General features: G+C 54.7%; 16 protein-coding genes and 1 riboswitch. Of the genes, 5 read left to right on the top strand and 11 right to left on the bottom strand.

The features are described 5' to 3' along the window. Positions 1 to 105: 105 nt before the first annotated feature. The 6 genes from MKY59_RS02905 to sbnA all read right to left on the bottom strand — a co-directional run bounded on the left by MKY59_RS02905 (position 106) and on the right by sbnA (position 8,407). On the bottom strand, positions 106 to 1,116 hold the full coding sequence (locus tag MKY59_RS02905; RefSeq protein WP_339275893.1) for an iron-siderophore ABC transporter substrate-binding protein: 1,011 nt from the start codon (positions 1,114 to 1,116) through the stop codon (positions 106 to 108). Between the two features lie 129 nt (positions 1,117 to 1,245). Beyond that, positions 1,246 to 3,186, bottom strand: a complete 1,941-nt coding sequence (locus MKY59_RS02900; protein ID WP_339275892.1) for an IucA/IucC family protein — start codon at positions 3,184 to 3,186, stop codon at positions 1,246 to 1,248. Beyond that, positions 3,183 to 5,027 (bottom strand): IucA/IucC family protein, encoded by a 1,845-nt coding sequence (locus MKY59_RS02895; RefSeq protein ID WP_339275890.1) that lies wholly within the window; start codon positions 5,025 to 5,027, stop codon positions 3,183 to 3,185. Before MKY59_RS02895 ends, MKY59_RS02900 begins: the two co-directional genes overlap by 4 nt. A 41-nt stretch (positions 5,028 to 5,068) precedes the next feature. Next, on the bottom strand, positions 5,069 to 6,280 hold the full coding sequence (locus MKY59_RS02890; protein ID WP_339278313.1) for a type III PLP-dependent enzyme: 1,212 nt from the start codon (positions 6,278 to 6,280) through the stop codon (positions 5,069 to 5,071). A gap of 65 nt (positions 6,281 to 6,345) precedes the next feature. Then, complete coding sequence (sbnB, locus tag MKY59_RS02885; protein ID WP_339275889.1) at positions 6,346 to 7,368, bottom strand: 2,3-diaminopropionate biosynthesis protein SbnB; 1,023 nt, start codon at positions 7,366 to 7,368, stop codon at positions 6,346 to 6,348. A 25-nt stretch (positions 7,369 to 7,393) separates the two neighbouring features. Beyond that, positions 7,394 to 8,407, bottom strand: a complete 1,014-nt coding sequence (gene sbnA, locus MKY59_RS02880) for a 2,3-diaminopropionate biosynthesis protein SbnA (RefSeq protein WP_339275887.1) — start codon at positions 8,405 to 8,407, stop codon at positions 7,394 to 7,396. A 235-nt stretch (positions 8,408 to 8,642) separates the two neighbouring features. On the opposite strand from sbnA, the gene MKY59_RS02875 reads away from it, so the two are divergent. The 3 genes from MKY59_RS02875 to MKY59_RS02865 all read left to right on the top strand — a co-directional run bounded on the left by MKY59_RS02875 (position 8,643) and on the right by MKY59_RS02865 (position 12,346). Then, positions 8,643 to 9,956 carry an MFS transporter gene (locus MKY59_RS02875; RefSeq protein ID WP_339275885.1) on the top strand — a complete coding sequence of 438 codons (1,314 nt, stop codon included), beginning with the start codon at positions 8,643 to 8,645 and terminating at the stop codon, positions 9,954 to 9,956. A gap of 22 nt (positions 9,957 to 9,978) precedes the next feature. Next, on the top strand, positions 9,979 to 11,835 hold the full coding sequence (locus tag MKY59_RS02870; protein WP_339275884.1) for an IucA/IucC family protein: 1,857 nt from the start codon (positions 9,979 to 9,981) through the stop codon (positions 11,833 to 11,835). 172 nt (positions 11,836 to 12,007) lie between these two features. Then, positions 12,008 to 12,346 (top strand): hypothetical protein, encoded by a 339-nt coding sequence (locus tag MKY59_RS02865; protein WP_236417495.1) that lies wholly within the window; start codon positions 12,008 to 12,010, stop codon positions 12,344 to 12,346. 314 nt (positions 12,347 to 12,660) lie between these two features. On the opposite strand, the gene MKY59_RS02860 is transcribed toward MKY59_RS02865, so the two are convergent. Together MKY59_RS02860 and MKY59_RS02855 are read right to left on the bottom strand one after the other, a co-directional pair. Continuing rightward, entirely contained in the window at positions 12,661 to 14,022 is a 1,362-nt protein-coding gene (locus MKY59_RS02860) for a nucleobase:cation symporter-2 family protein (protein WP_236417496.1), read from the bottom strand. 1 nt (position 14,023) lies between these two features. After that, complete coding sequence (locus tag MKY59_RS02855) at positions 14,024 to 14,611, bottom strand: xanthine phosphoribosyltransferase (protein ID WP_236417497.1); 588 nt, start codon at positions 14,609 to 14,611, stop codon at positions 14,024 to 14,026. A 248-nt stretch (positions 14,612 to 14,859) separates the two neighbouring features. Next, a riboswitch (purine riboswitch) is annotated at positions 14,860 to 14,959 on the bottom strand. Between the two features lie 237 nt (positions 14,960 to 15,196). Between MKY59_RS02855 and mscL the strand changes: the two genes are divergently transcribed. After that, on the top strand, positions 15,197 to 15,697 hold the full coding sequence (mscL, locus tag MKY59_RS02850) for a large conductance mechanosensitive channel protein MscL (RefSeq protein WP_339278312.1): 501 nt from the start codon (positions 15,197 to 15,199) through the stop codon (positions 15,695 to 15,697). Between the two features lie 179 nt (positions 15,698 to 15,876). Here mscL and MKY59_RS02845 read toward each other — a convergent pair whose 3' ends face one another. Beyond that, the gene (locus MKY59_RS02845; RefSeq protein ID WP_339275882.1) at positions 15,877 to 16,179 is read right to left on the bottom strand and encodes a hypothetical protein; all 303 of its coding nucleotides are present in this window, start codon (positions 16,177 to 16,179) and stop codon (positions 15,877 to 15,879) included. Between the two features lie 80 nt (positions 16,180 to 16,259). Between MKY59_RS02845 and MKY59_RS02840 the strand changes: the two genes are divergently transcribed. Beyond that, positions 16,260 to 16,958 (top strand): NUDIX hydrolase, encoded by a 699-nt coding sequence (locus MKY59_RS02840; RefSeq protein ID WP_339275880.1) that lies wholly within the window; start codon positions 16,260 to 16,262, stop codon positions 16,956 to 16,958. Between the two features lie 269 nt (positions 16,959 to 17,227). Here MKY59_RS02840 and MKY59_RS02835 read toward each other — a convergent pair whose 3' ends face one another. Both MKY59_RS02835 and MKY59_RS02830 read right to left on the bottom strand, forming a co-directional pair. Next, positions 17,228 to 18,034, bottom strand: a complete 807-nt coding sequence (locus tag MKY59_RS02835) for a helix-turn-helix domain-containing protein (RefSeq protein ID WP_339278311.1) — start codon at positions 18,032 to 18,034, stop codon at positions 17,228 to 17,230. Between the two features lie 71 nt (positions 18,035 to 18,105). Further along, positions 18,106 to 18,903 (bottom strand): zinc ribbon domain-containing protein, encoded by a 798-nt coding sequence (locus tag MKY59_RS02830; RefSeq protein WP_236417501.1) that lies wholly within the window; start codon positions 18,901 to 18,903, stop codon positions 18,106 to 18,108. Between the last annotated feature and the right edge of the window lie 136 nt (positions 18,904 to 19,039).

Here is a 19,039-nt window from a genome sequence, read left to right as displayed (position 1 = left end):
AAAAATTGGATCGTCACGTTGACGACCCAATTCGAGCGCATGCTATAAAAATCCTTCATTATAGACGTCATTCTGCGGCTTCATTACACCGGCACCGGACAAACCTTATGATGGATTCGCCACATATTGGTTCAGATCGTCCAGTACTTGGTTCACGGCTTGGATCCCCAGCCCGCTGAGCCAGTATTCCCAATCGACCGGATGCACAGCCTTGCTTTGGACCCCTTTCAACGTGGCCCACAGCGGGCTTTTTTCCAACTTGGCGAAGGCATCCTGCTCCCGATTGAACCAGAGAATGATGTCCCCGTCGAGATCGGCAATCTGTTCTTCGGTGACGTCCTTCGAAAAGCCTGCCTCCTGCTGGGCCGCCGGGCGCACGATTCCGGCATCCTCCATGATCGTTCCTGCAAACGTTTCTTTCAGGTAAATCTGGATTTTGTCCTCACGCGGACGGATCAGCGATACTTCCTTGGCATCCTGTCCGGCCAATGCGGCTTTCAATTCAGCAGCGCGCTGCTCGTAACCTTCCAGCAGTTTTTGGCCTTCTTCCTGTTTGTTTACCGCCTCCGCATGAAGCTTCAGGTTTTCTTTCCAGGTCACTCCAAGCGTTTCAACGAAAACGGTTGGCGCAATTTGTTTCAACTGATCGTGAATGGCGTCATGCGTATCTTTATTGCCGATGATCAGGTCCGGTTTCAAAGCATCGATGGCTTCCAGATTCGGCTCGTTGACGGAACCGATGTTTTCGATGCCGTCCGTTCCTTGCAAATAAGCCGGGTACGGCTCGCCCGGTGCCAGGATCGATGGCGCTCCTACAGGTTTCACGCCCAGTTGCAGCAAATTATCCAGTGCACCGATGTCCAGCACGACGACGCGGCTGGCATCGGCCGGAACATCTACTTCACCGTACGCATCCGTGATCGTGCGTGTGTCGACTGCGTTTGCAGCTTGTTCCTCCTGCTTGGTGTCGGTTGTTCCCGTTTCGACTGCCGAGTTCGTTGCAGCACCCGACCCGGCATTCCCGCAACCTGCCAGTACCAACATCAATATCGCTAACAAGGCCCATTGTCCCCAAGATAACTTGCCTTTGTTTTGTCTCTTTACCTGCATTGCCATATGACCCCCAATTCTCCTCTCTGCGTGCTAATTAATAATGATTATCATTATTAAGACAATAGCCCATTTTTCCGGATTATGTCCATGCAAAAATCTGTTGATCTCATATACTTTTTTGAATGGCTGCATTTAAGAGAGTACATTGCTTGGTTCAGAGAGCGGGTTGGGAACTTGATGCATTCTCAATTCGTCATCCGGATACATCCTCCGTTTCGTCAGCTGTTCAACTCCGATCTCCGGCTCGAACAAAGAAAACGCCTCGTATCTCGCTTGATGTTCCGGGAATCGGTGCTGGTACTGCTCGATGATTCGGCGAATTCGGTTCCAGAAATGCCGCTCTGGAATGCCGTAATGCTCTTGCATGAACAAAGCCAATTCGCCCAGGTTGATAAAGAAAAAGGCATCATGCACGAAATCGCGCACTGCTTCCGCTTCTTCCGCAACCAGGAACGAATTGCCGTTCACTCTGCGGTGGTATTCCGGTACATCCACCAGTTCCGGGCAGCGACCGGGCTCTGCCAGCAAATCTGTCTTGAAACGGATGCCGTCGTGAAAATCCTTCAGGGCAATCCGAAGGGGCTTGCCATCATCGTGGATTAGCAGCATATTCTGGGCGTGCGATTCCAATGCGATGCCATGGGCGAACAACCAGTGAATAAGGGGAAGGACTGACACATTCAACAGATCGTTCAACCATGCTTCTGCGCCATAGCGTCCGATCCATGGCTCGATGACCGGGCAGCCTTCGGCATCCAGCGTGGCGAGCGCGTTGAACGGCAAGACCGATTCACCCGTTCCGAGTTGCGCATACACGCTCTCCCTCCAGATGCAAGACAATACGCCGTAACCATCCGGTTGGAGCATGTCGGGAACATGACTGTTATCGTATGCGGCCCCGACTATCTCGCCAAGCATGATGACGCGCAGTTCATCCCTTAGATAAGGGTCTTCGCTGGCAATTCCCTGAAGCCAGTCCGTGATGAGGGGAGCGTTCTGTACCGTGTGCGGCGCGATCACCCTGCCCGTGGACGTGTTGATGATGCTGAGCGACAGCTTCAGCGAAGCCAGATCCGGACGGGAGCGATTCGCCAGCGTACGAATGGATTGCTGTGCCGTGTATGCGTGATCGCCGATCCCCAGCGGGACGATGTATCCATTCCGCAAATCCTCTGCCAATACGGAGGTGATTACCGACTCCCATTGCCAGGGATGTACGGGGATCAGCGTGTACGCATCGGCGGCATGGGCTCCATTTTCGCGGAGGAACCGATCAAATCGGGATAACGTCTCTTCCCCAATCTGTTCGCGTACCCATTCCCCGTTGTTAGCAGATCCGATCACTCGTGCTTGTGCTGAACGACTGACACGCACCCGCTCTTTGCGGACAGCCAGCCATAACGGCCTGATGGCATTCCCGAATTCCGGCCCATACTTCAGCTGATCTGCCACACGAAAGCCGATGCGTGATTTGTAGCTGGGATGATAGGGATGGCCCTCGATGACCCGCTGCTCCCACTCTTCATCGTGTACCGGCACGGGATCAGCCTGCCGCAGTGAACGGACATGGCGAGCCAGCGTATCGTTGATCAAGGTCTGCTCCAGCTCCCGGATAAAATGCAGCAGCTTTGCTTCATCAGCCCCGGTTCCCCGGACGACTTCAAGCAGGAAAAGCGGGATGGAATCCGCCTCTTTCTGCTCTTGGCATGATCCTTGCTTCATCACTCTCATGATCGGTTCGTCCGTCAGCCGCAGGCGGCCAAACGTCAGATGTCTTTTGCCTTTGCAGAAATAATGCACTTGCTCCCCATTCAGGCCTCGGCCTTCCAGCGTCCATAGTGTGTTCCCATCCGCCTGCTCGGTCGACGTTGCTTGGATAATTCTCTCGTAAAGCAATGATTCGACCAGCTGCCTGAAGATGCGCCTGCGGGCAGCTGGGTAGTGGTGGGAGGATAGTGCCTCGAAGTAAAGTCTTTGCTGCCGCAGCTGCCTTTCTGACTCTGCCCTCTCCGGGTTTGGCTTGATATCCCCCATACTCGTCTGCGAATCCTCCCATGCTGCTTCTGTACTCATGCGTTCCCTCCTCCAACAGGTTCGTTCTGCCGTACAGGCCTGTATGCATGCAGCGGATTTGCTGCCCGTTGAACACAATCTCCTGGACCTGCGTGTATGCGCCGCCGGGTTAACTGCTCGATCTCGATCTCGGGCGAAAATACGTCGAATTGCTCGAACCGTTCCCGCAGTTCCGGGAACCTTTCCTGATAACGCCGAATAATCCCGGCCAGCGTTTCCCACCATGCCTCCTCGCCTAACCCGTAATGCTTCTCCAGGAAAAGCGAAATCTCCGTCAGGTTGATGAACAGCAGCGCATCCAGCAGGAAATCTTTCACTTCGGCGGGCTCTTCCTTCTCCACGAATGAATTGCGGTTCACCCCGTGATGATTGGCTGGCGGATATTCGATGCTTGGATAGCCCAGCGGGTGCGGCAAGGACGGACAGTAGCGGACGCCGTCGTGAAAATCTTTAAGCGCAATGCGAGTCGGCCAGCCTTGCTTCAAGATGAGGATCATGTTCTGCGCATGAGATTCCAGCCCTGCGCCGTGTGCATACAGCAGGTGAAGCAGCGGCACTACTGATACGCGCAGCAACTGAGCGGACCAGCTCTCCAGTCCATAACGCTCCACCCATGGAGCAATGATCGGTTTTCCCTCGCGATCAAGCTGGGTCAGCGCATTAAACGGCAGAGCTGTCTCATCCGCCCCGAGCCGAGGATGCAGGCTTTCCCGCCAAATGGCACCCAGCGAGCCATACACGTTTCGTTCGAGCAGCTCCGGCAGCTTCTGGTGGCGGTACGAAATGCCCGCGATTTCCTTCAGCACGATCAGGCCCAGCTCTTGCCCCAGAAAGACATCTCGCGTCACGATGCTGCCCAGCCAGTCGGAGATGCGCGCCGCATTCATGATCGTATGCTGCGCCAAAATGCGGCCCGAAGACGTGTTCACGATGTTCATCGGCAGCTTCACGTAAGGCTTGCCCGAATCGGCAACATTCGTCAGCGTGCGAATGGATTGCTGGGGACGGTACATATCCCCGGCTTGTCCAAGATACACGATCTCTCCAGTGTGAAGCTGATCCAGACAGGCTGCCGATATGATCCGTTCCCACTGCCACGGGTGAACAGGTACGTATGCATAGTCATTCGCATCGACGTGGGGCAACGTCTCTCGTACGATTTCCCCGAACCTCTTCAGCTCACCCTCACCCAGCTCCTCATGCACGAACTCGTCGTAGGTGCCAAGCGTTTCCGAGAGCGTGACCACGACCGCTTCCCGGCGGATCGCCAACCAGACGATTCGGAATTCGGGCCGGAATTCCGGGCCATACGCCATATTGTCCTCCAGCGTGAACCCGATTCTCGATTTATAACAAGGATGGTATGGATGCCCTTCAATCAGGGCTGACTCCCATTCGTCGTAGTCCGGGGTCTCCGGGTCAGGCAGCCCTGACCTCCAGCGAACCGCTTGAGCGTCCTTCAGCAGCGTTTGCTCCAGCTCGGACGCAAACCTTGAGAGCAATTCTGCTGTCGTACCGACGATTCCGGCGGACATCTCCAGCAGAAAGCGCGGCAAGGATTCCGCCTCCGCGCTCCCCTCAGGCGTGATGCGCAGGATCGGCTGCTCGGACAAGCGGATCCGGCCAAAGCTTTTTTTGCGAACAGCCCTGAATGCGTATTGTACCGGTTCTCCTCTTTCTGTCCTCCCTACCAACACGTACTCTTCCTCTTTCTGCCCCTTAATGACAGGCTCCTGAATCACTTGCTCGTACAGCAGCGATTCGATAAGCTGCCTGAAAACCCGTCGTCGTACCCGAATCCATTCGTCGGACCTGGCGAGCGATGCTGCTAAACCATTCATGCGCGCGGTACCTCCCTGATCAAATTTTTGTCATGCACTGCCTACCTGCTCTGCTCAGATTCCCCTGATTCCTGCGGATGCTCTTGTTGCGGCGATGAAGTCAAATACACATGCTCAGGATGGGGATGGCTGAGAAAATCATGATGCGAAATGGCCCAGCCGTAAGCACCGGCATATTGAAACAGCAGAATGTCCCCGACGCGCACCTCGCCGGCAACGACATCGCTTGCCAGCACGTCCTTCGGCGTGCACAGCTGCCCGACAACCGTGAATGGTTCCCCGTACACCGCAGGCCGCGCGTATTCATGCGGCCACTCCTCCACGCGGATCACCTCGAACGGGTGACTGTGCTGCCAGGACACCGGCAGCCGAAAATGATGCGTGCCGCCGCGCACGATGGCATATGTCCGCCCATGGTTCTTTTTCACGTCCAGCACTTCTGTCGCATAATAACCGCTGGATGCCGTAAGATAGCGGCCGCACTCAAACAGCAGCGTGGTGCCTTGAGGCAATTCCCTGTCCAGCATTGGAGCAAGTTCCCCTACGAATGCCTCCCACTCGAATTGTCGTTCCAGATCCGCATAGTTCACGCCGATTCCTCCTCCCGCGTTCAAATACCGCAAAGGAAAACCATATTGCGCGGCCCATTCGCGGGCAAGTCGGCAATAATATTCGACCAGCTTCACATGCTGGTCTGCGGCAAGGTTGTTGGAGAGCGAGTGGAAGTGAAATCCTTCCACCCTGACATTCTCCATCCCCATGGCCAGCTCCGCCACGATCGGCAGTATGTCCTCATCGATGCCGAACTGGGTGGGACGTCCGCCCATCGCCAGCGTGGCCTGGGGCAGCGGCCCTTTCAGGTTGATGCGCAGCAGCACGGATACCGTCACGCCGCGTTTTCCTGCGAGATCGTTCAGCTTGTTCAGCTCATGCAGGCTTTCCGCGTGAATGAGCTGTACCCCGTAATCGATGGCACCGGTCAGTTCGGCTTCGGTTTTGCCCGGGCCGCCAAAAACGATCGGAATATCGGCCGACACCTCGCGAACCTTCGCAACCTCGCCGAGTGATGCAACCTCGAAGCCATGCACCACCGGAGCCAACGCCCTTAGAACATGTTCTTCCGAGTTTGCTTTGATGGCATAGAACAGCCTGCTGGACGGCGGCATCGATTGCACGCGCTGACGTACATGGCTAACCAATGCACTCACGTCCCGGATATAAGCGCACACCGGTTCATGACCCCGCTGCTTCATTTCGCGAACGTGGGCATGGATACGCCCGCGCTGCTGTTCAAAGCTTACGTTCGGTTCCTGCCGACTTACAGCCATAGCCGCGTTCCTTTCCCCTGCTCAACCGCACGGGCATACATCTCCGCAGCGCTTGAAATATCCTCGATGGCCATGCCCATCGGGTTCAGTACGATAATCTCGTCGTCATGCTCCCGGCCAGGCTTGGCTCCGATCAGAATCTCGCCGAGCTCGGCGTGCAGCTGCTCGCGGGAGAACCTGCCTTCCAGCACCAGCTGGTTGATGATTTTTTTCTCGCGGTTGGACTGGTCCCAATCATCCACCACCACCTTGTCTGCCTGAACAAACGCGTCCTTGTGCAGGTCCATGATCGAAATGTTGCTTACAAACGTGCCTTTGGACAGCCACTCGTAAGGAATGTGAGGCGCAGAAGCCACCGTTGCCGTCACCAGCACTTCCGCCTTGCGAACGGCCTGCTCGGAGGATACGGCTACTTGTACATCCACATCGCCGAAGCGGGAGCTTATCTCGTCCGCAAGGCTCCGGGCCGTATCGGCATTCAGATCAAACAAGTGCAGCTCACGAATGGAGCTGAATTGCTCCAGCAGCGACATCGCCTGCATTTTTGCAATGACGCCGCAGCCGATCACGCTGACGACGCGGAATCCCTCTTTTGCCAAATGCCTGGCACCGATCACCGTTACCGCCGCAGTCCGCATGCCGCTAATAATGCTGCCCTCCATCACGGCAACCGGATAGTTGCTTTCGGGGTCGTTCAGGATGATAAGAGCGCTTGCACGTTCCTTTTGGCGTTTTTGCGGATTGTCGTGTTTGCTGCCGATCCACTTCAAACCGCTGATCGCAATATCTCCGCCAACATAGGCGGGCATTGCGATAATCCGGTCGGCGATATGCCCGGTCTCTTCGTTCACCCGAAGGTATGGCTTGAGCGGTTGGACAGTATCTTTGCGGGCATGCAGCTCCAACGCTCGGGTAACTGCTTTGACATATGGTTCTGATTGCAGCCCTTGGAGATCTATAATGTCTTGTTTATTTAAATACAAAAGGCTGTGTTCCTGTTGAACGGTACTCATATCGTCATTCTCTCCCTTGTTCGATTTAGTTGGTTGCATGGTAAACGGTCGGACCTGGCGGCAATTGGCCTACCCACTGTTCGTCATACACGGTATCCAGATAACGTTCGCCGCGGTCCGGCAGAACGGTGACCACATTTGCATTCGCCGACAAGGTCGGCAACAATTTCTCCAGTGCGGCAACCAAAGAACCCGAGGACCCGCCGGCAAAAATCCCTTCCCGCTCCAGCAGTTTGCGGCAGCCAAGCACCGATTCGCGGTCATCCACATGAATGACCTGATCGATTTCGGCAGGACTGAACAGCTCCGGCACCCGGTTGGCACCGATGCCCGGCAGTTCCCGTGGCTTGGATGGCGTACCGAAAATCACCGAACCGACAGCATCCACGGCCACGATTCTGGCCTGCGGATTCGCTTCCTTCACCCTCCGGGAAATCCCGAGAATGCTGCCCGTCGTGCTGACCGCGCAAACCAAAACGTCGATGCGGCCGTTCAACTGTTCCACGATTTCCTGTCCGGCACCGTGGTAGTGGGCTTTCCAGTTCAACGGATTGGCGTATTGGTTGATCCAGTATCCCGCGGGATCTTGGCTGGCCAGTTCTTTGACTCTGCGGATGCGGGATTGCAGATAGCTGCCGTGTTCGTCGGCTTCGCTCACCATGTCCACGTTGGCGCCAAGATACGTGATCATCCGCAAATTCGTTGACGTGATCTTCGGATCTACGACGCAGGTGAACTTCAGGCCATACCTTTTCGCCGCAAGGGCCAACCCGATTCCCAAATTTCCCGAAGTGCTCTCGATGAGATGCGTTTGGGGCGTGATCGTTCCATCCCTTAACCCTTGCTCGATAATGTACCTTGCGGGACGGTCCTTCATGCTGCCGCCGGGATTCATCATCTCCAGCTTGGCATAGACGGATGGCCCCTTTGCTCCAAATAGCGAACTCAAGCGAACCAGTGGAGTCTGACCTATGCAATCCAGGATGGAATCGGCAACGTTGAGCGACTGATTTTTCACTTGCAGGACACTGTGTTCCAAAGGTTTACACCAGCTTTCCGGGCAGTTTTTTGTCGTCCAGATGCAGGGTTTTTGATAATGATAATTAGTCTCATTTGGACGCAGGACCTATTATGCATACCCTTTTTTTTCCTGTCAACCGAAAAATCGACAGAGAATTTTTCACAAAAATCGGCATTGACATTGAGAATCATTCTTGATAATCTGTTCAGCAATTGCTTGTAATTTCCAAAATCGGGGTGGGTGAAACGGCAAAATGATGCCACATAAAGCCTGGAACCAGAGCATTCGCATCCTCTCCGGGGGACGGTTTCTTTCCAGTGCAGGACTGACGGGAATCAGCCCGTTCATTCCGTACTACATGGAGCACATGAACGCGGGAACCCCCGAGGAAGTGCTGATGTGGACCGGTCTGTCCGTATCTGCGCCCGCCCTTTCGTACGCCCTGCTCACTCCCTTCTGGGGGAAAATCGGGGATCGGTGGAGCCGCAAATGGATGGTCGTTCGCGCCCTTGTCGGCCTGGCACTGAGCATGTTCTTGATGGGCATCGCACAGACGCCGTTCCAATTCTTTTTGTTCCGTCTCTGCCAAGGGGCCTTCGGGGGCATATCCGATGCCAGCAGCGCCTTCGTCGGATCGCATGCGCCCGCCAAGCAGCAAGGGTTTGCGCTTGGCAGACTGGAGCGGGCATCGGCAGCCGGACTGCTCGTCGGTCCACTGCTCGGCAGCATCTGCGTCAATACGTGGGGAAGCCGCCCGCTCTTGTTCATTACGGCCGGATTGACGATGGCCTTCGCCCTGCTGGCCGCCTCTTCGCTTGCAGGTGCGGCTAAGCCGGGCAAGAGCCTTTCCATCCCTTTTTCTGCGGATAAAAGTGCGGACGGATCAGCTTCGCCAGTTCAACGATCCGTTCCAGTCACAGAATCGGCTGCGAAAGCTCCGCCCGACAAAGGCGGCATTCTACACGCGTTCCGTTCGCTTGTTTTTCATCCGTTAGCCAGAAGATTGGTACTTGCCGGAATCGTGTTCAAGCTGGTCGATTTTGCAACATTCACGATGTTTACGCCATTCATCCGCGAGCTCATTCCGTCGTCCACCGCGGCGCTTGTCGTCGGACTGCTGCTGGCCATGTCTTCCGTCGGCGAACTCGTGGGCGCATCCTGGTGGGGCAAGCGGAACGACCGGCATGCACCCGAGCGCAATCTCCGTTGGGCAGCTCTGTTGTGCGGAATTTGCGTACTGGCGCATACACTTCCGCTTGGCGTGGCATGGCTGATCGCCATTCGCTTCCTGCAGGGCTTTTTCTATAGCGCCCTGCTTCAGACCGTCATGCTGAACGTGCTGCGGTCGTCAACCGACTCGGACCGCGGCGTCCGGATCGGCGCAACCAACAGCATGCTGATGGTCGGGCAGCTCACGGGACCTACGCTTGGCGTTTGGATCGGCGCTGCTTGGGGAATATCGGCGGTATACCTCGTCATGGGATTTGTCATGGTTGCAGCTCTATTCCTCGTTCCGCGCAGCCCTGTGTCCGAAAGACAAGCCCCCTTGCAGGTGCCGCTCCAATAAATCACGAAAGGACGACTTGACCATGAGCAAAGAGCAACTCATCGACCCGTTACAAGGCCATGCTTGGTTGGAGGAGGGCTCGCCTTCTCCTTCCCTGCTGGCTCGCCGCGAAATGCTGAGCAGGATACTGAACGCCTATTTGCGCGAAACGGGACAGCATGATCCTTACTTCACAGATTCTCGCCTACCGAACATATCGCTGGCCATTAAGCTCCCATCCATCGGACAGATCGTTTACGGTTCGCTGCTTCACCGCTCGCTGGCCGGGCATCACGTTTATGGGGAAAACCTGTATGCCTCCGAAATTGAACGACAACATCCGGACGATTGGAAAGCGCTATCTTTTGAGGAAGCCGTTGCCCTTCTGCTGGACGACATTGCGCTGTCTCAACAAGGAACATCTCATGATGCCATGGCCCAAAAGATCGAGTTGCAGCAGATGGTTACCAACAGCCTGCAGCATATGGAATCCTATCTTGAGCATGCTTACGTGTCCGGGCCTCCGGCCAGTCTGGACTTCAACGCTGCCGAGCAGGCCTTGTTGTGCGGACATCCGTTCCATCCGACGCCAAAAAGCCTTGAAGGCTTCAGTTCTGCCGATTCGCTCGCTTATTCGCCGGAATATGGCGTAACATTTCCGCTCAGCTGCTTTGCCGCAGCGCCTGAATGGATCGGCGAAGACTGGCTTGATCCCGCGGACGGCGCATCGGACGCTTCCTGGATCCCTGCCGAAATGAGGGAAGCCGCGCATCGTCTTCTTCCGTCGGAACGCAGCCATTACGTATTGCTCCCTTGCCACCCTTGGCAGGCAGGATACTTGCGCTCGCTTGAATCGGTGCAGAAGTTACTGGCAGAGGGGCACCTGGTCGATTTGGGCAGCACGGGCCCTGCCGTGGTTCCCACTTCATCGGTCAGGACGGTGTGGAACCCGAAGGATCGGTGTTTCTACAAGCTCTCCCTGCATATTCGGATCACCAATTTCATTCGCGAGAACAATGAGGAACAGCTGCTGCGGACGCTGGATGCGTCGAGCATTGTGGCGAGTATAAAGGAACGTTGGCAGTCCCGGCGTTTTCAAATTTTGCTGGAAAAAGGCTATCGTACACTGGAACCGCCGCAAGCTTCTTCCCCGACGAGACGGGAGCAGCTGATGTCCGGCTTTTCCATGATCGTGCGTGAAGCACCCGACGAGGTCGGCAGTGCCCAAGGCATACCTTACGTCATCGCTTCGCTGATGGAGGTGCTGCCCGGCGAACGCGAACCGCTTCTGTTCCGCGCCGTGCGGGAAAGCAAACAGGCAGGTTCAGGCGGAGAAGTCGATACAAATTTTCAGCCGGATTGGCAGGCCTGGTTCCGCGAATATGCGGAGCTGACCGTCGCGCCGATGCTGCGGCTCTACGCCGAAACGGGAATCAGCCTGGAAGCGCATGTGCAAAATTCGATGCTGCGCCTCCATGATGGCAAACCGTCCTCTTTCATCGTGCGCGATCTGGAAGGCATCAGCGTGAATCGGGAGCTTGCGGAGCAGCAGGGCTGGATCGGGACGATCGTCCAAAGGGACAGCCCGGTCCTGTATTCGGAGGAGCAGGCGCGCCATCGTTTGAAGTATTATTTTTTCGTCAATCATCTCAGCCATGTCGTACAACGTTTGGCCTATTACTCCGGACAGTCGGAGATGCCCTTCTGGCATATTGCAAGCCGAACGCTGGAGCGTCTTCGCGAACAGGCACTGCCCGGATCGTTGCTGGAACACATCGTCTGCGACCTGCTCACTGTACCCACGCTTCCGGCGAAAGCCAATCTGCTCAGCCGATTCCATCAGCGGGGCGAAACGCCGTTATACGTGGATATTCCGAACCCGATGCGGGTGAAGGAATAGCATACTAAGAAGCCTGCATCCAAAGGGAGACGGGCTTCTTCACGTTTTAAGGAAGGACCTAGGGAAAGACCTAAGGCAGCAACTTGAATTATTCGGAACAATCAGATCACGGTTCAGTTCTGTCCCTCTCGCTCATAACCTATAGAAAAAGGACAAAGGAGGCTGGGCCGGAATGCCTTCCAGAAAATCGTCAAGCGGTCTGGATGAAAATATCGCAGCCATGCTCTGTTACCTGTTTACCTTTGTAGGCGGCATCATCTTTCTGGCGGTGGAGAAACGGAGCCGGTTCGTTCTCTTTCATGCGCTGCAATCGGTTACCGTGTTCGGCATCATTATGGTGGGCCACGTCCTGTCTGCCTTTCTCCCCCTGTTCGGTGCGCTCCTGGCTGCGCTGTTGTCCATGCTGGGCTTGGTCGTTTGGCTCATCATGGTGGTCACCAGCTTGCAGGGAAAATGGCTCAAGCTGCCATGGGTCGGCGATTTTGCGGAAAAGCAGATGCGTCATTTCTAATTTAGGTGAGTAAACATAATAAATCGGATATCAACATTTCACGCCCCCAACCGTTCATCCTCATTACCTGACCCGACGTTTTCCAGCCAAAACAAAAACACCGAAAACATGGCAGCCGATGCCGATGTTCTCGGTGTAGTGGTTCATGACGTAAGCGGTTCATGACCTGAATCATTCACAGCGTAAATCATTCATGAGATTCATGATTTACGCTGTATATCATTTGCGAGATTAACCACATGAATTTACATGGTTAACCATTCAACATATATAACAAGATGCAGCTTGGCTTCCCCGATCAGGCTCCCCGACGATTATGCCGATTTGCCCGTTTCTCCAAGAATGCCTTCAGCCTGTTTCTCGGCCATCCGGGCTGCAGATTCCTTTGTACCCAGTCCATTAAACAACAGGTTCATGAAAATGGCTGTAAAGCTGCCGGCAATGATGCCGTTGCCGAGCATGATTTGCGCCCAATCCGGCGCACCCGCAAACAATTGCGGAACGACCGTTACGCCAAGCCCCATCCCGACGGAGCAGGCAATGATGAACAGATTTTCATGACGGCCCAGATCGACTTGCGTGCCCAAAATACGGATGCCGGAAGACACAACCATGCCGAACAAGGCTACCATCGCCCCGCCCAGAACCGAACCTGGAATCAGCTGCGCCAGCGCCGCGATTTTCGGTACGAATCCGATGACGACCAGCAATCCGCCGGCAACAACGATCACATCACGCGTTTTGACGCGGGTCATCTGGACAAGCCCTACGTTTTGCGAATACGTCGTATACGGGAACGAATTGAAAATACCGCCGAGCACGATGGCCAATCCTTCGGCACGATAACCGCGCGCCAAATCCTTCGAGTCAAGGTCTCTGTCCAAAATTTTGCCCAGCGCCATAAACACACCCGTGGACTCCGCTACGCTGACGATGGAAACCAGAATCATGGTCAGAATCGGAACGATTTCAAAGGTCGGCTTCCCGAAATAAAACGGCTGCACGACATGGAACCAGCTCGCTTCGCGAACCGGTGCGAAATCGACCGCGCCCATGAATCCGGCTGCAATCGTGCCTGCAAGCAGTCCGACCAATACGGAAATGGAACGCAGGAATCCTGTCGTGAAACGCGTCATCAGGATGATGAACACCAGCACGCCAAAACCAAGGATCAGATGAGTACCGCTGCCGAAGTCCTCGGCTCCCTGACCGCCGCCCAGGTCATTAAATGCGACCGGAATCAGGGTAAGTCCGATAATGGTTACTACTGAACCCGTCACGACAGGCGGGAAGAGCCGGATCAGTTTGCCGAACAATCCCGAGAACAATACCACGAACAATCCGGAGGCAATGATGGCGCCATAGATGGCTGACACTCCGCTCTTCATGCCGATCAGGATCATTGGCGAAACGGCTTGAAACGCACAACCGAGCATGACGGGCAGCCCGACGCCGAAGAAGCGGTTTCCCCATACCTGCAGCAGCGTAGCCACGCCGCAAGCAAGCAAGTCGATCGCGATCAGGTATGTGAGCTGCTCTGTCGTAAAACCGAGCGCACTGCTGACGATGAGCGGCACCACCACGGCCCCTGCATACATAGCCAGCACATGCTGGAGCCCCAGCGAGAACGTTTGGATGGGATGACGGTGGCCTTGAAAGATACGTTCGCGTGCCATATCAGTTCGTGCCCTCCTCATCCGCAAACGTGACCTGTCCGTCCGACAGGGCGCCGATGCGAACCAGCGACTCCACGCGGTATCCGGCTTCCTTCAGCAAACGGCCGCCTGGCTGGAACGCCTTCTCGATCACGATGCCGATGCCCACAACCTCGGCCCCAACCTGCTCCACGATCCGTGCCAGACCAAATGCCGCTTCGCCGTTGGCAAGAAAATCGTCGATGATCAGCACGCGGTCGCCCGGTTCCATGAACTTTTTGGCTACCGTGATTTCATTGGTTTCCTGCTTGGTGAAGGAGTACACCTTCTCTACAAGAATATCCTCGCGCAGCGTAAGCGACTTCTGTTTGCGTGCAAAAATGAGCGGCACGTTCAACTCCAGCGCAGTCATGATGCCTGGCGCGATTCCGGACGATTCGATCGTCAGGACCCGTGTAATCTTTTCCCCTTCAAAACGGCGGGTGAATTCCTTGCCGACTTCTTTCATCAACACCGGGTCCATCTGGTGGTTCAGAAACGAGTCGACCTTCAGCACCTGATTGGACAGCACAATGCCTTCCTGGCGCACCTTGTCCTTCAACAACTTCATTTGCAAGCTTCCCCCTGTAATTGCCCTCGCGATGTGCGGCCGGCCTCATACCCTTCACCGGGAGAACGGGAAAAACAAAAAGCCCGCCTTCCTCACTGCGGATTGGACCAGAGACGGGAAGACGGACTTGTTGCAAACACGCAAAGTCAAAACGTGTCGGCAAAACGCACGGATCATCCAGAACTCGAAGGCCGGCAGCCGATAACCCAGCTCCGTCCTCGCAGTCCAAGGGTTTCAGCAACCCCGATGATGCGGCGTTTCCTTCCCGTAGTCCGATCATTCCGGTGATCGGGTAGAGACATGCAGGCCTATTCCTGCACATATACGAGTAAAGGCATATTCTTTTGAATGTTCATAAGGAACATAAACGTGTATACATAACTGACAATGTTAGAAGTATACCGAATTGGCGCCGTGAAATAAAGAAGTATTTTCATGTAATTTGCGGAAATCCCGTTAAAATTGTAGAAATAGGATGATGGCAGCGACATTTTTTTGTACAATATGTAAACGGAAGTTCGCTTTGGGGCGAAATGGATGGGGAAAATAAGCACTGGCAGCATTTTGCCGGTCAAAGGAGAGGAACTGAGATTGAAAGGCTTGCTTAAAGAATTCAAAGAATTTGCCGTACGCGGCAACGTCATCGATCTGGCGGTCGGTGTGATCATCGGTGCGGCATTCGGCAAAATCGTGACGTCCATCGTCAACGACATCATTATGCCGCCTGTCGGCAAACTGCTTGGAGGCATCGATTTCAGCCAGAAAATCATTAACCTGGACCCTGATATCAAAACGGCAAACGGTCAGGACATTACAACGCTCGCGCAAGCGAATGAATTAGGAGCTACGGTCATCGCTTACGGGCAATTCATCAACGTACTTATCGATTTCCTCATCGTGGCATTCTGCATTTTCATGCTGGTGAAGGGCATTAACTTGCTCAAACGTAAAGAAGAGAAGAAACCCGAACCCGCGAAAACGACCAAGGAATGCAAGTACTGCCTGTCCGAAATCCCGATTGCGGCCACGCGCTGCTCGCACTGCACGTCCCATCTGGATGTGGAAGGAAGCGGATCGCCGGCCTAAAAAACAGGTTCTGCGCGTTTCCTGCGGGAAAAAAACCGGCCAAGTCCTCTACGTTGCGTATGCAGCGTCGGTATGGGCTTGGCCTTTTACTATGGCTTACTGTCTGCGTCAATACTGCTCAACATTGCTGAATATGTATACCGGAGAACGGGTGCCCCGGAAAACCACGCCGCCCGCTTCTAGAAACGACGTGGCAGGAGATGCTCCAGAATTGCCTTCAGATCACGGTCTTCCTTGTATACTTCTTCCCCTGTATCGAGTTCTGTCACGCGAATAAATTCGAAATCCGCTCCAGGGTCCGTCGGTTTAAACAGCAGCTGCTCTTCATCCTCCAAACGTACGTTGAATCCCATATCCTTAAACATGTTCGCCAACTGGCTGTTTGCCGGTTCCTGGCCTTGCCCTACAAAAATGAGGCCGCGCAGGCTTTTGCGCTCCTGAGGTTGCGGATAAATCACTTGAAAGTGTACAATGCATTCCATGGAATCCTTCCCCTTTCATCGTCAAGCAAACTTTGTGAAATTTTGAACTTTTAAACTTGTTATATAAGGAGATACGTTTCATGACCCCAGAACGTTTCGATATTTACGATGAACGTCAAAATTGGATCGGCACGGCACCTCGCCACGAAGTCCATGCCCAAGGATATTGGCATCGCTCCTTCCACTGCTGGCTCGTGCGCGACGAAGGGAAGCAGCGCATGGTGTTGTTCCAGCGCCGCCGTGATACCAAAGACACGTTCCCTGGCTGTTACGATATTACGGCTGCAGGCCATCTCACCGCCGGCGAGCAATTGCACGAGGCCAGCCGGGAGCCGGAAGAGGAGCTGGGGGTGGCGGTTCCGTTTGAAGCGCTGACCTACCTGCTTACCGTCAAACAGCAATTGCAAGGCGAAGTGCGCGGAGTTCCTTTTATCGATAACGAAATCAGCGCCGTTTATGGCCTGTGCGTCGATCAACCGCTCGAGGCCTATACGCTCCAGGCCAGCGAAGTGGACAGTCTGTATGAAGTTCCTTTAAACGAGCTGCTTGCCTTGTTCCGCGGTCAGACAGACCGCGTAAAAGCTACCGGAATACAGGCGGAATACGAGGATTCCGGCGACCACGGGCCCCTCTCCGTCGCAGATGAAGGTGCGTCCGGCAGTGCTTTCCCCTTCAAGCGGGTGATTCGCCAGGTGCGCGCAGCCGATTTCGTGCCTCATGGAACCACGTATTATACCGAGATCCTTGAAGCACTCCATCATGTGCCCGGTTGTCCTTAAGACTTAAGAAATAGGGAGCTTTGATGGCTCGACGAATTCATTTTGCCTGATCAGCATATGTTTCACTTCCGATGTTTATGTTCCCTGAAACCGGATGGCGTTATACTTTCTTCGTGCGACAGCCTCCCTGTTTCATAAGGCGATAATACAACAAGGCGCTGCCGATCGCAGCGCCTCGTTGCAGCCTCAAATATGAAAAACGCAAGACCTGTCCGGATGCTCCGCCCTGCTCCCTACCTGAGCGAGAGCATCCCCTAATCTCGCATGGATCAGCTTCCCGAATTTCCTTCGGGAAATGCCCCCCAGTAACGTGCAGCCAAATCGGCATAACGCGGTCCGTATCGCGCCTCGAGTTCCCCGCCCATGTCCTGTTCCAGTTCAAACAGAACCAATGCCTGTGCAAAATGGTTCAATAGCAGACCGGTCATGGCCGGATGAGCCGTGACTACGGCTTGAGTCATGCATGCTTCCCCACGCATGCCAAGCATGCTCCAGCGGCGATCCACGACCAGCGTGAATCTCCGGCCATTGCTCATGCCACCCAGTGAATCAAATGCCCACGGGACAGGCGGTTCCATACCTCCCTCTCCGCCATCGCAAGACCATAATACGCGTACGCCCCGCTCTTCGGCGCGCTGGAGTTCGACGTGAAGCAGCTCGGCCTCCTCCCACCAAAGATCCACCACGATCTCGTGTTTCGCCTCGGCCAGCTTAAGGCTTAGCGCATCCAGCACGTTCCGGTCACCTTCGAGATTATAAAAAGCAGGCTGTTCCGGTTCATGTCTAGGCATGCTGCTCTGCACGTAATCGAGCGATGAACGCATTTGCTCGGTGATCAGACGCGTCAGTTCCTCGGGTTCAAGCACGCTGTATTTGGCCGGCTCGCCGGCGCTGCGGAGCAAAAAGCCCCGCTGCTCCATTCGCTGTAACGCGGCATATACGTTCGAGCGGGACACGCCAAGGCGTTTCGCAACCTCATAACCCGAAGCCGAACCGTGCTTGGCGAGTTCCACCATGATTTTTGCTTCCATCTCGGTAAAGCCAAGATGACGGATATGATGCAGCAGTCGGTCCATTATCCCGTCCCCCCATGCTGTCGACAACCTGTGCTGCCTCTCCTCTTTTGTGAAGCAGCCATTCTACTGCTTCAAATCTGTTCTGCTCCGCAGCGCGGGCACCATTTGGAGCCCTTCGGCAGCTCCGAGGCGCAAATCTGGCAATTCACCAATTCGCGGGCAACCTCATTCTGCACATGAACGTTGCCCACAATCGGATTGTTTTCCTTCCAATACCTGATCCGTTCGTCCAATTCCTGCTGGCGCTCGCGTTCGCGCTGCATTTCCTCCTCGCGGCGCCGCTCCCACTCGGCATCGAAAGCTTCCTTCTCCTCTTGGGTGAAATCCATGCCGTTATACTCCATCTCTTCCTCCAGATCGGCAATGGAAGGGATGGCCGCTTCGTACGGGTCTTCCTCCTCCGCTGGCATCGATTTCGGATTCTCTGGGGCAGGGCTTTCCTTGCTCAGAGACACTGCAGCTTCGTTGCGCGCAGATGGGTATCCTGGATCAGCCTGTTGTTGTGCAGCAGGCTTGAACTCGCCAAGCTTGCGTCCGCATTTCGGACAAAAATTGGCATCCAGCGAGGCAACATGACCGCATTCGCATAAGCGTTCGTTCTTCAATTCCGCGATTTTGGTACGCAATCCGTCGATTTCATCCTGAAGCTCATCGCACAGATTCGAAAGCTCCACCATGTCCTTCTCGATATTGATCATGTCATTCGCCCGGTAGCCTTCGTAAAAAATACGTCCCATATCTGTAAAATGGACTCTCTGTTCCTCCTGCAAGCCCAAAATCTGATTGTTCAATTTGCCAATTTCAACCGCGTGCTGTGCGCGTTCCGTAGCGCGGTTTGCTCCGTTTTTGATACGTTGAAGCAATTTCATGACATCTCCTCCTCCGTCCGTCAAACGTTGAATCGCTCGATTCAACGAGAAAAGCCTTTGATAGATTCATTTCCATTCATCATTAGCAGGTACGTCACGCCCCGACATATAACTTATACGACGTGATGGCGAAAAG

Source organism: Paenibacillus sp. FSL W8-0426, from assembly GCF_037969725.1.
Taxonomy (GTDB): Bacteria; Bacillota; Bacilli; order Paenibacillales; family Paenibacillaceae; genus Paenibacillus; species Paenibacillus hubeiensis.
Note: the sequence above shows the minus strand (reverse complement) of the source record. Positions and strands in the feature narration are given on the sequence as shown.

What these genes read in the sequence shown, in the direction of transcription:
- MKY59_RS02905 (WP_339275893.1), bottom strand. Translation starts at nt 1,116, where the DNA reads ATGGCAATGCAGGTAAAGAGACAAAACAAAGGCAAGTTATCTTGGGGA.
- MKY59_RS02900 (WP_339275892.1), bottom strand. Translation starts at nt 3,186, where the DNA reads ATGAGTACAGAAGCAGCATGGGAGGATTCGCAGACGAGTATGGGGGAT.
- MKY59_RS02895 (WP_339275890.1), bottom strand. Translation starts at nt 5,027, where the DNA reads ATGAATGGTTTAGCAGCATCGCTCGCCAGGTCCGACGAATGGATTCGG.
- MKY59_RS02890 (WP_339278313.1), bottom strand. Translation starts at nt 6,280, where the DNA reads ATGAAGCAGCGGGGTCATGAACCGGTGTGCGCTTATATCCGGGACGTG.
- sbnB (WP_339275889.1), bottom strand. Translation starts at nt 7,368, where the DNA reads ATGAGTACCGTTCAACAGGAACACAGCCTTTTGTATTTAAATAAACAA.
- MKY59_RS02875 (WP_339275885.1), top strand. Translation starts at nt 8,643, where the DNA reads ATGATGCCACATAAAGCCTGGAACCAGAGCATTCGCATCCTCTCCGGG.
- MKY59_RS02870 (WP_339275884.1), top strand. Translation starts at nt 9,979, where the DNA reads ATGAGCAAAGAGCAACTCATCGACCCGTTACAAGGCCATGCTTGGTTG.
- MKY59_RS02865 (WP_236417495.1), top strand. Translation starts at nt 12,008, where the DNA reads ATGCCTTCCAGAAAATCGTCAAGCGGTCTGGATGAAAATATCGCAGCC.
- MKY59_RS02860 (WP_236417496.1), bottom strand. Translation starts at nt 14,022, where the DNA reads ATGGCACGCGAACGTATCTTTCAAGGCCACCGTCATCCCATCCAAACG.
- MKY59_RS02855 (WP_236417497.1), bottom strand. Translation starts at nt 14,611, where the DNA reads ATGAAGTTGTTGAAGGACAAGGTGCGCCAGGAAGGCATTGTGCTGTCC.
- MKY59_RS02845 (WP_339275882.1), bottom strand. Translation starts at nt 16,179, where the DNA reads ATGGAATGCATTGTACACTTTCAAGTGATTTATCCGCAACCTCAGGAG.
- MKY59_RS02840 (WP_339275880.1), top strand. Translation starts at nt 16,260, where the DNA reads ATGACCCCAGAACGTTTCGATATTTACGATGAACGTCAAAATTGGATC.
- MKY59_RS02835 (WP_339278311.1), bottom strand. Translation starts at nt 18,034, where the DNA reads ATGGACCGACTGCTGCATCATATCCGTCATCTTGGCTTTACCGAGATG.
- MKY59_RS02830 (WP_236417501.1), bottom strand. Translation starts at nt 18,903, where the DNA reads ATGAAATTGCTTCAACGTATCAAAAACGGAGCAAACCGCGCTACGGAA.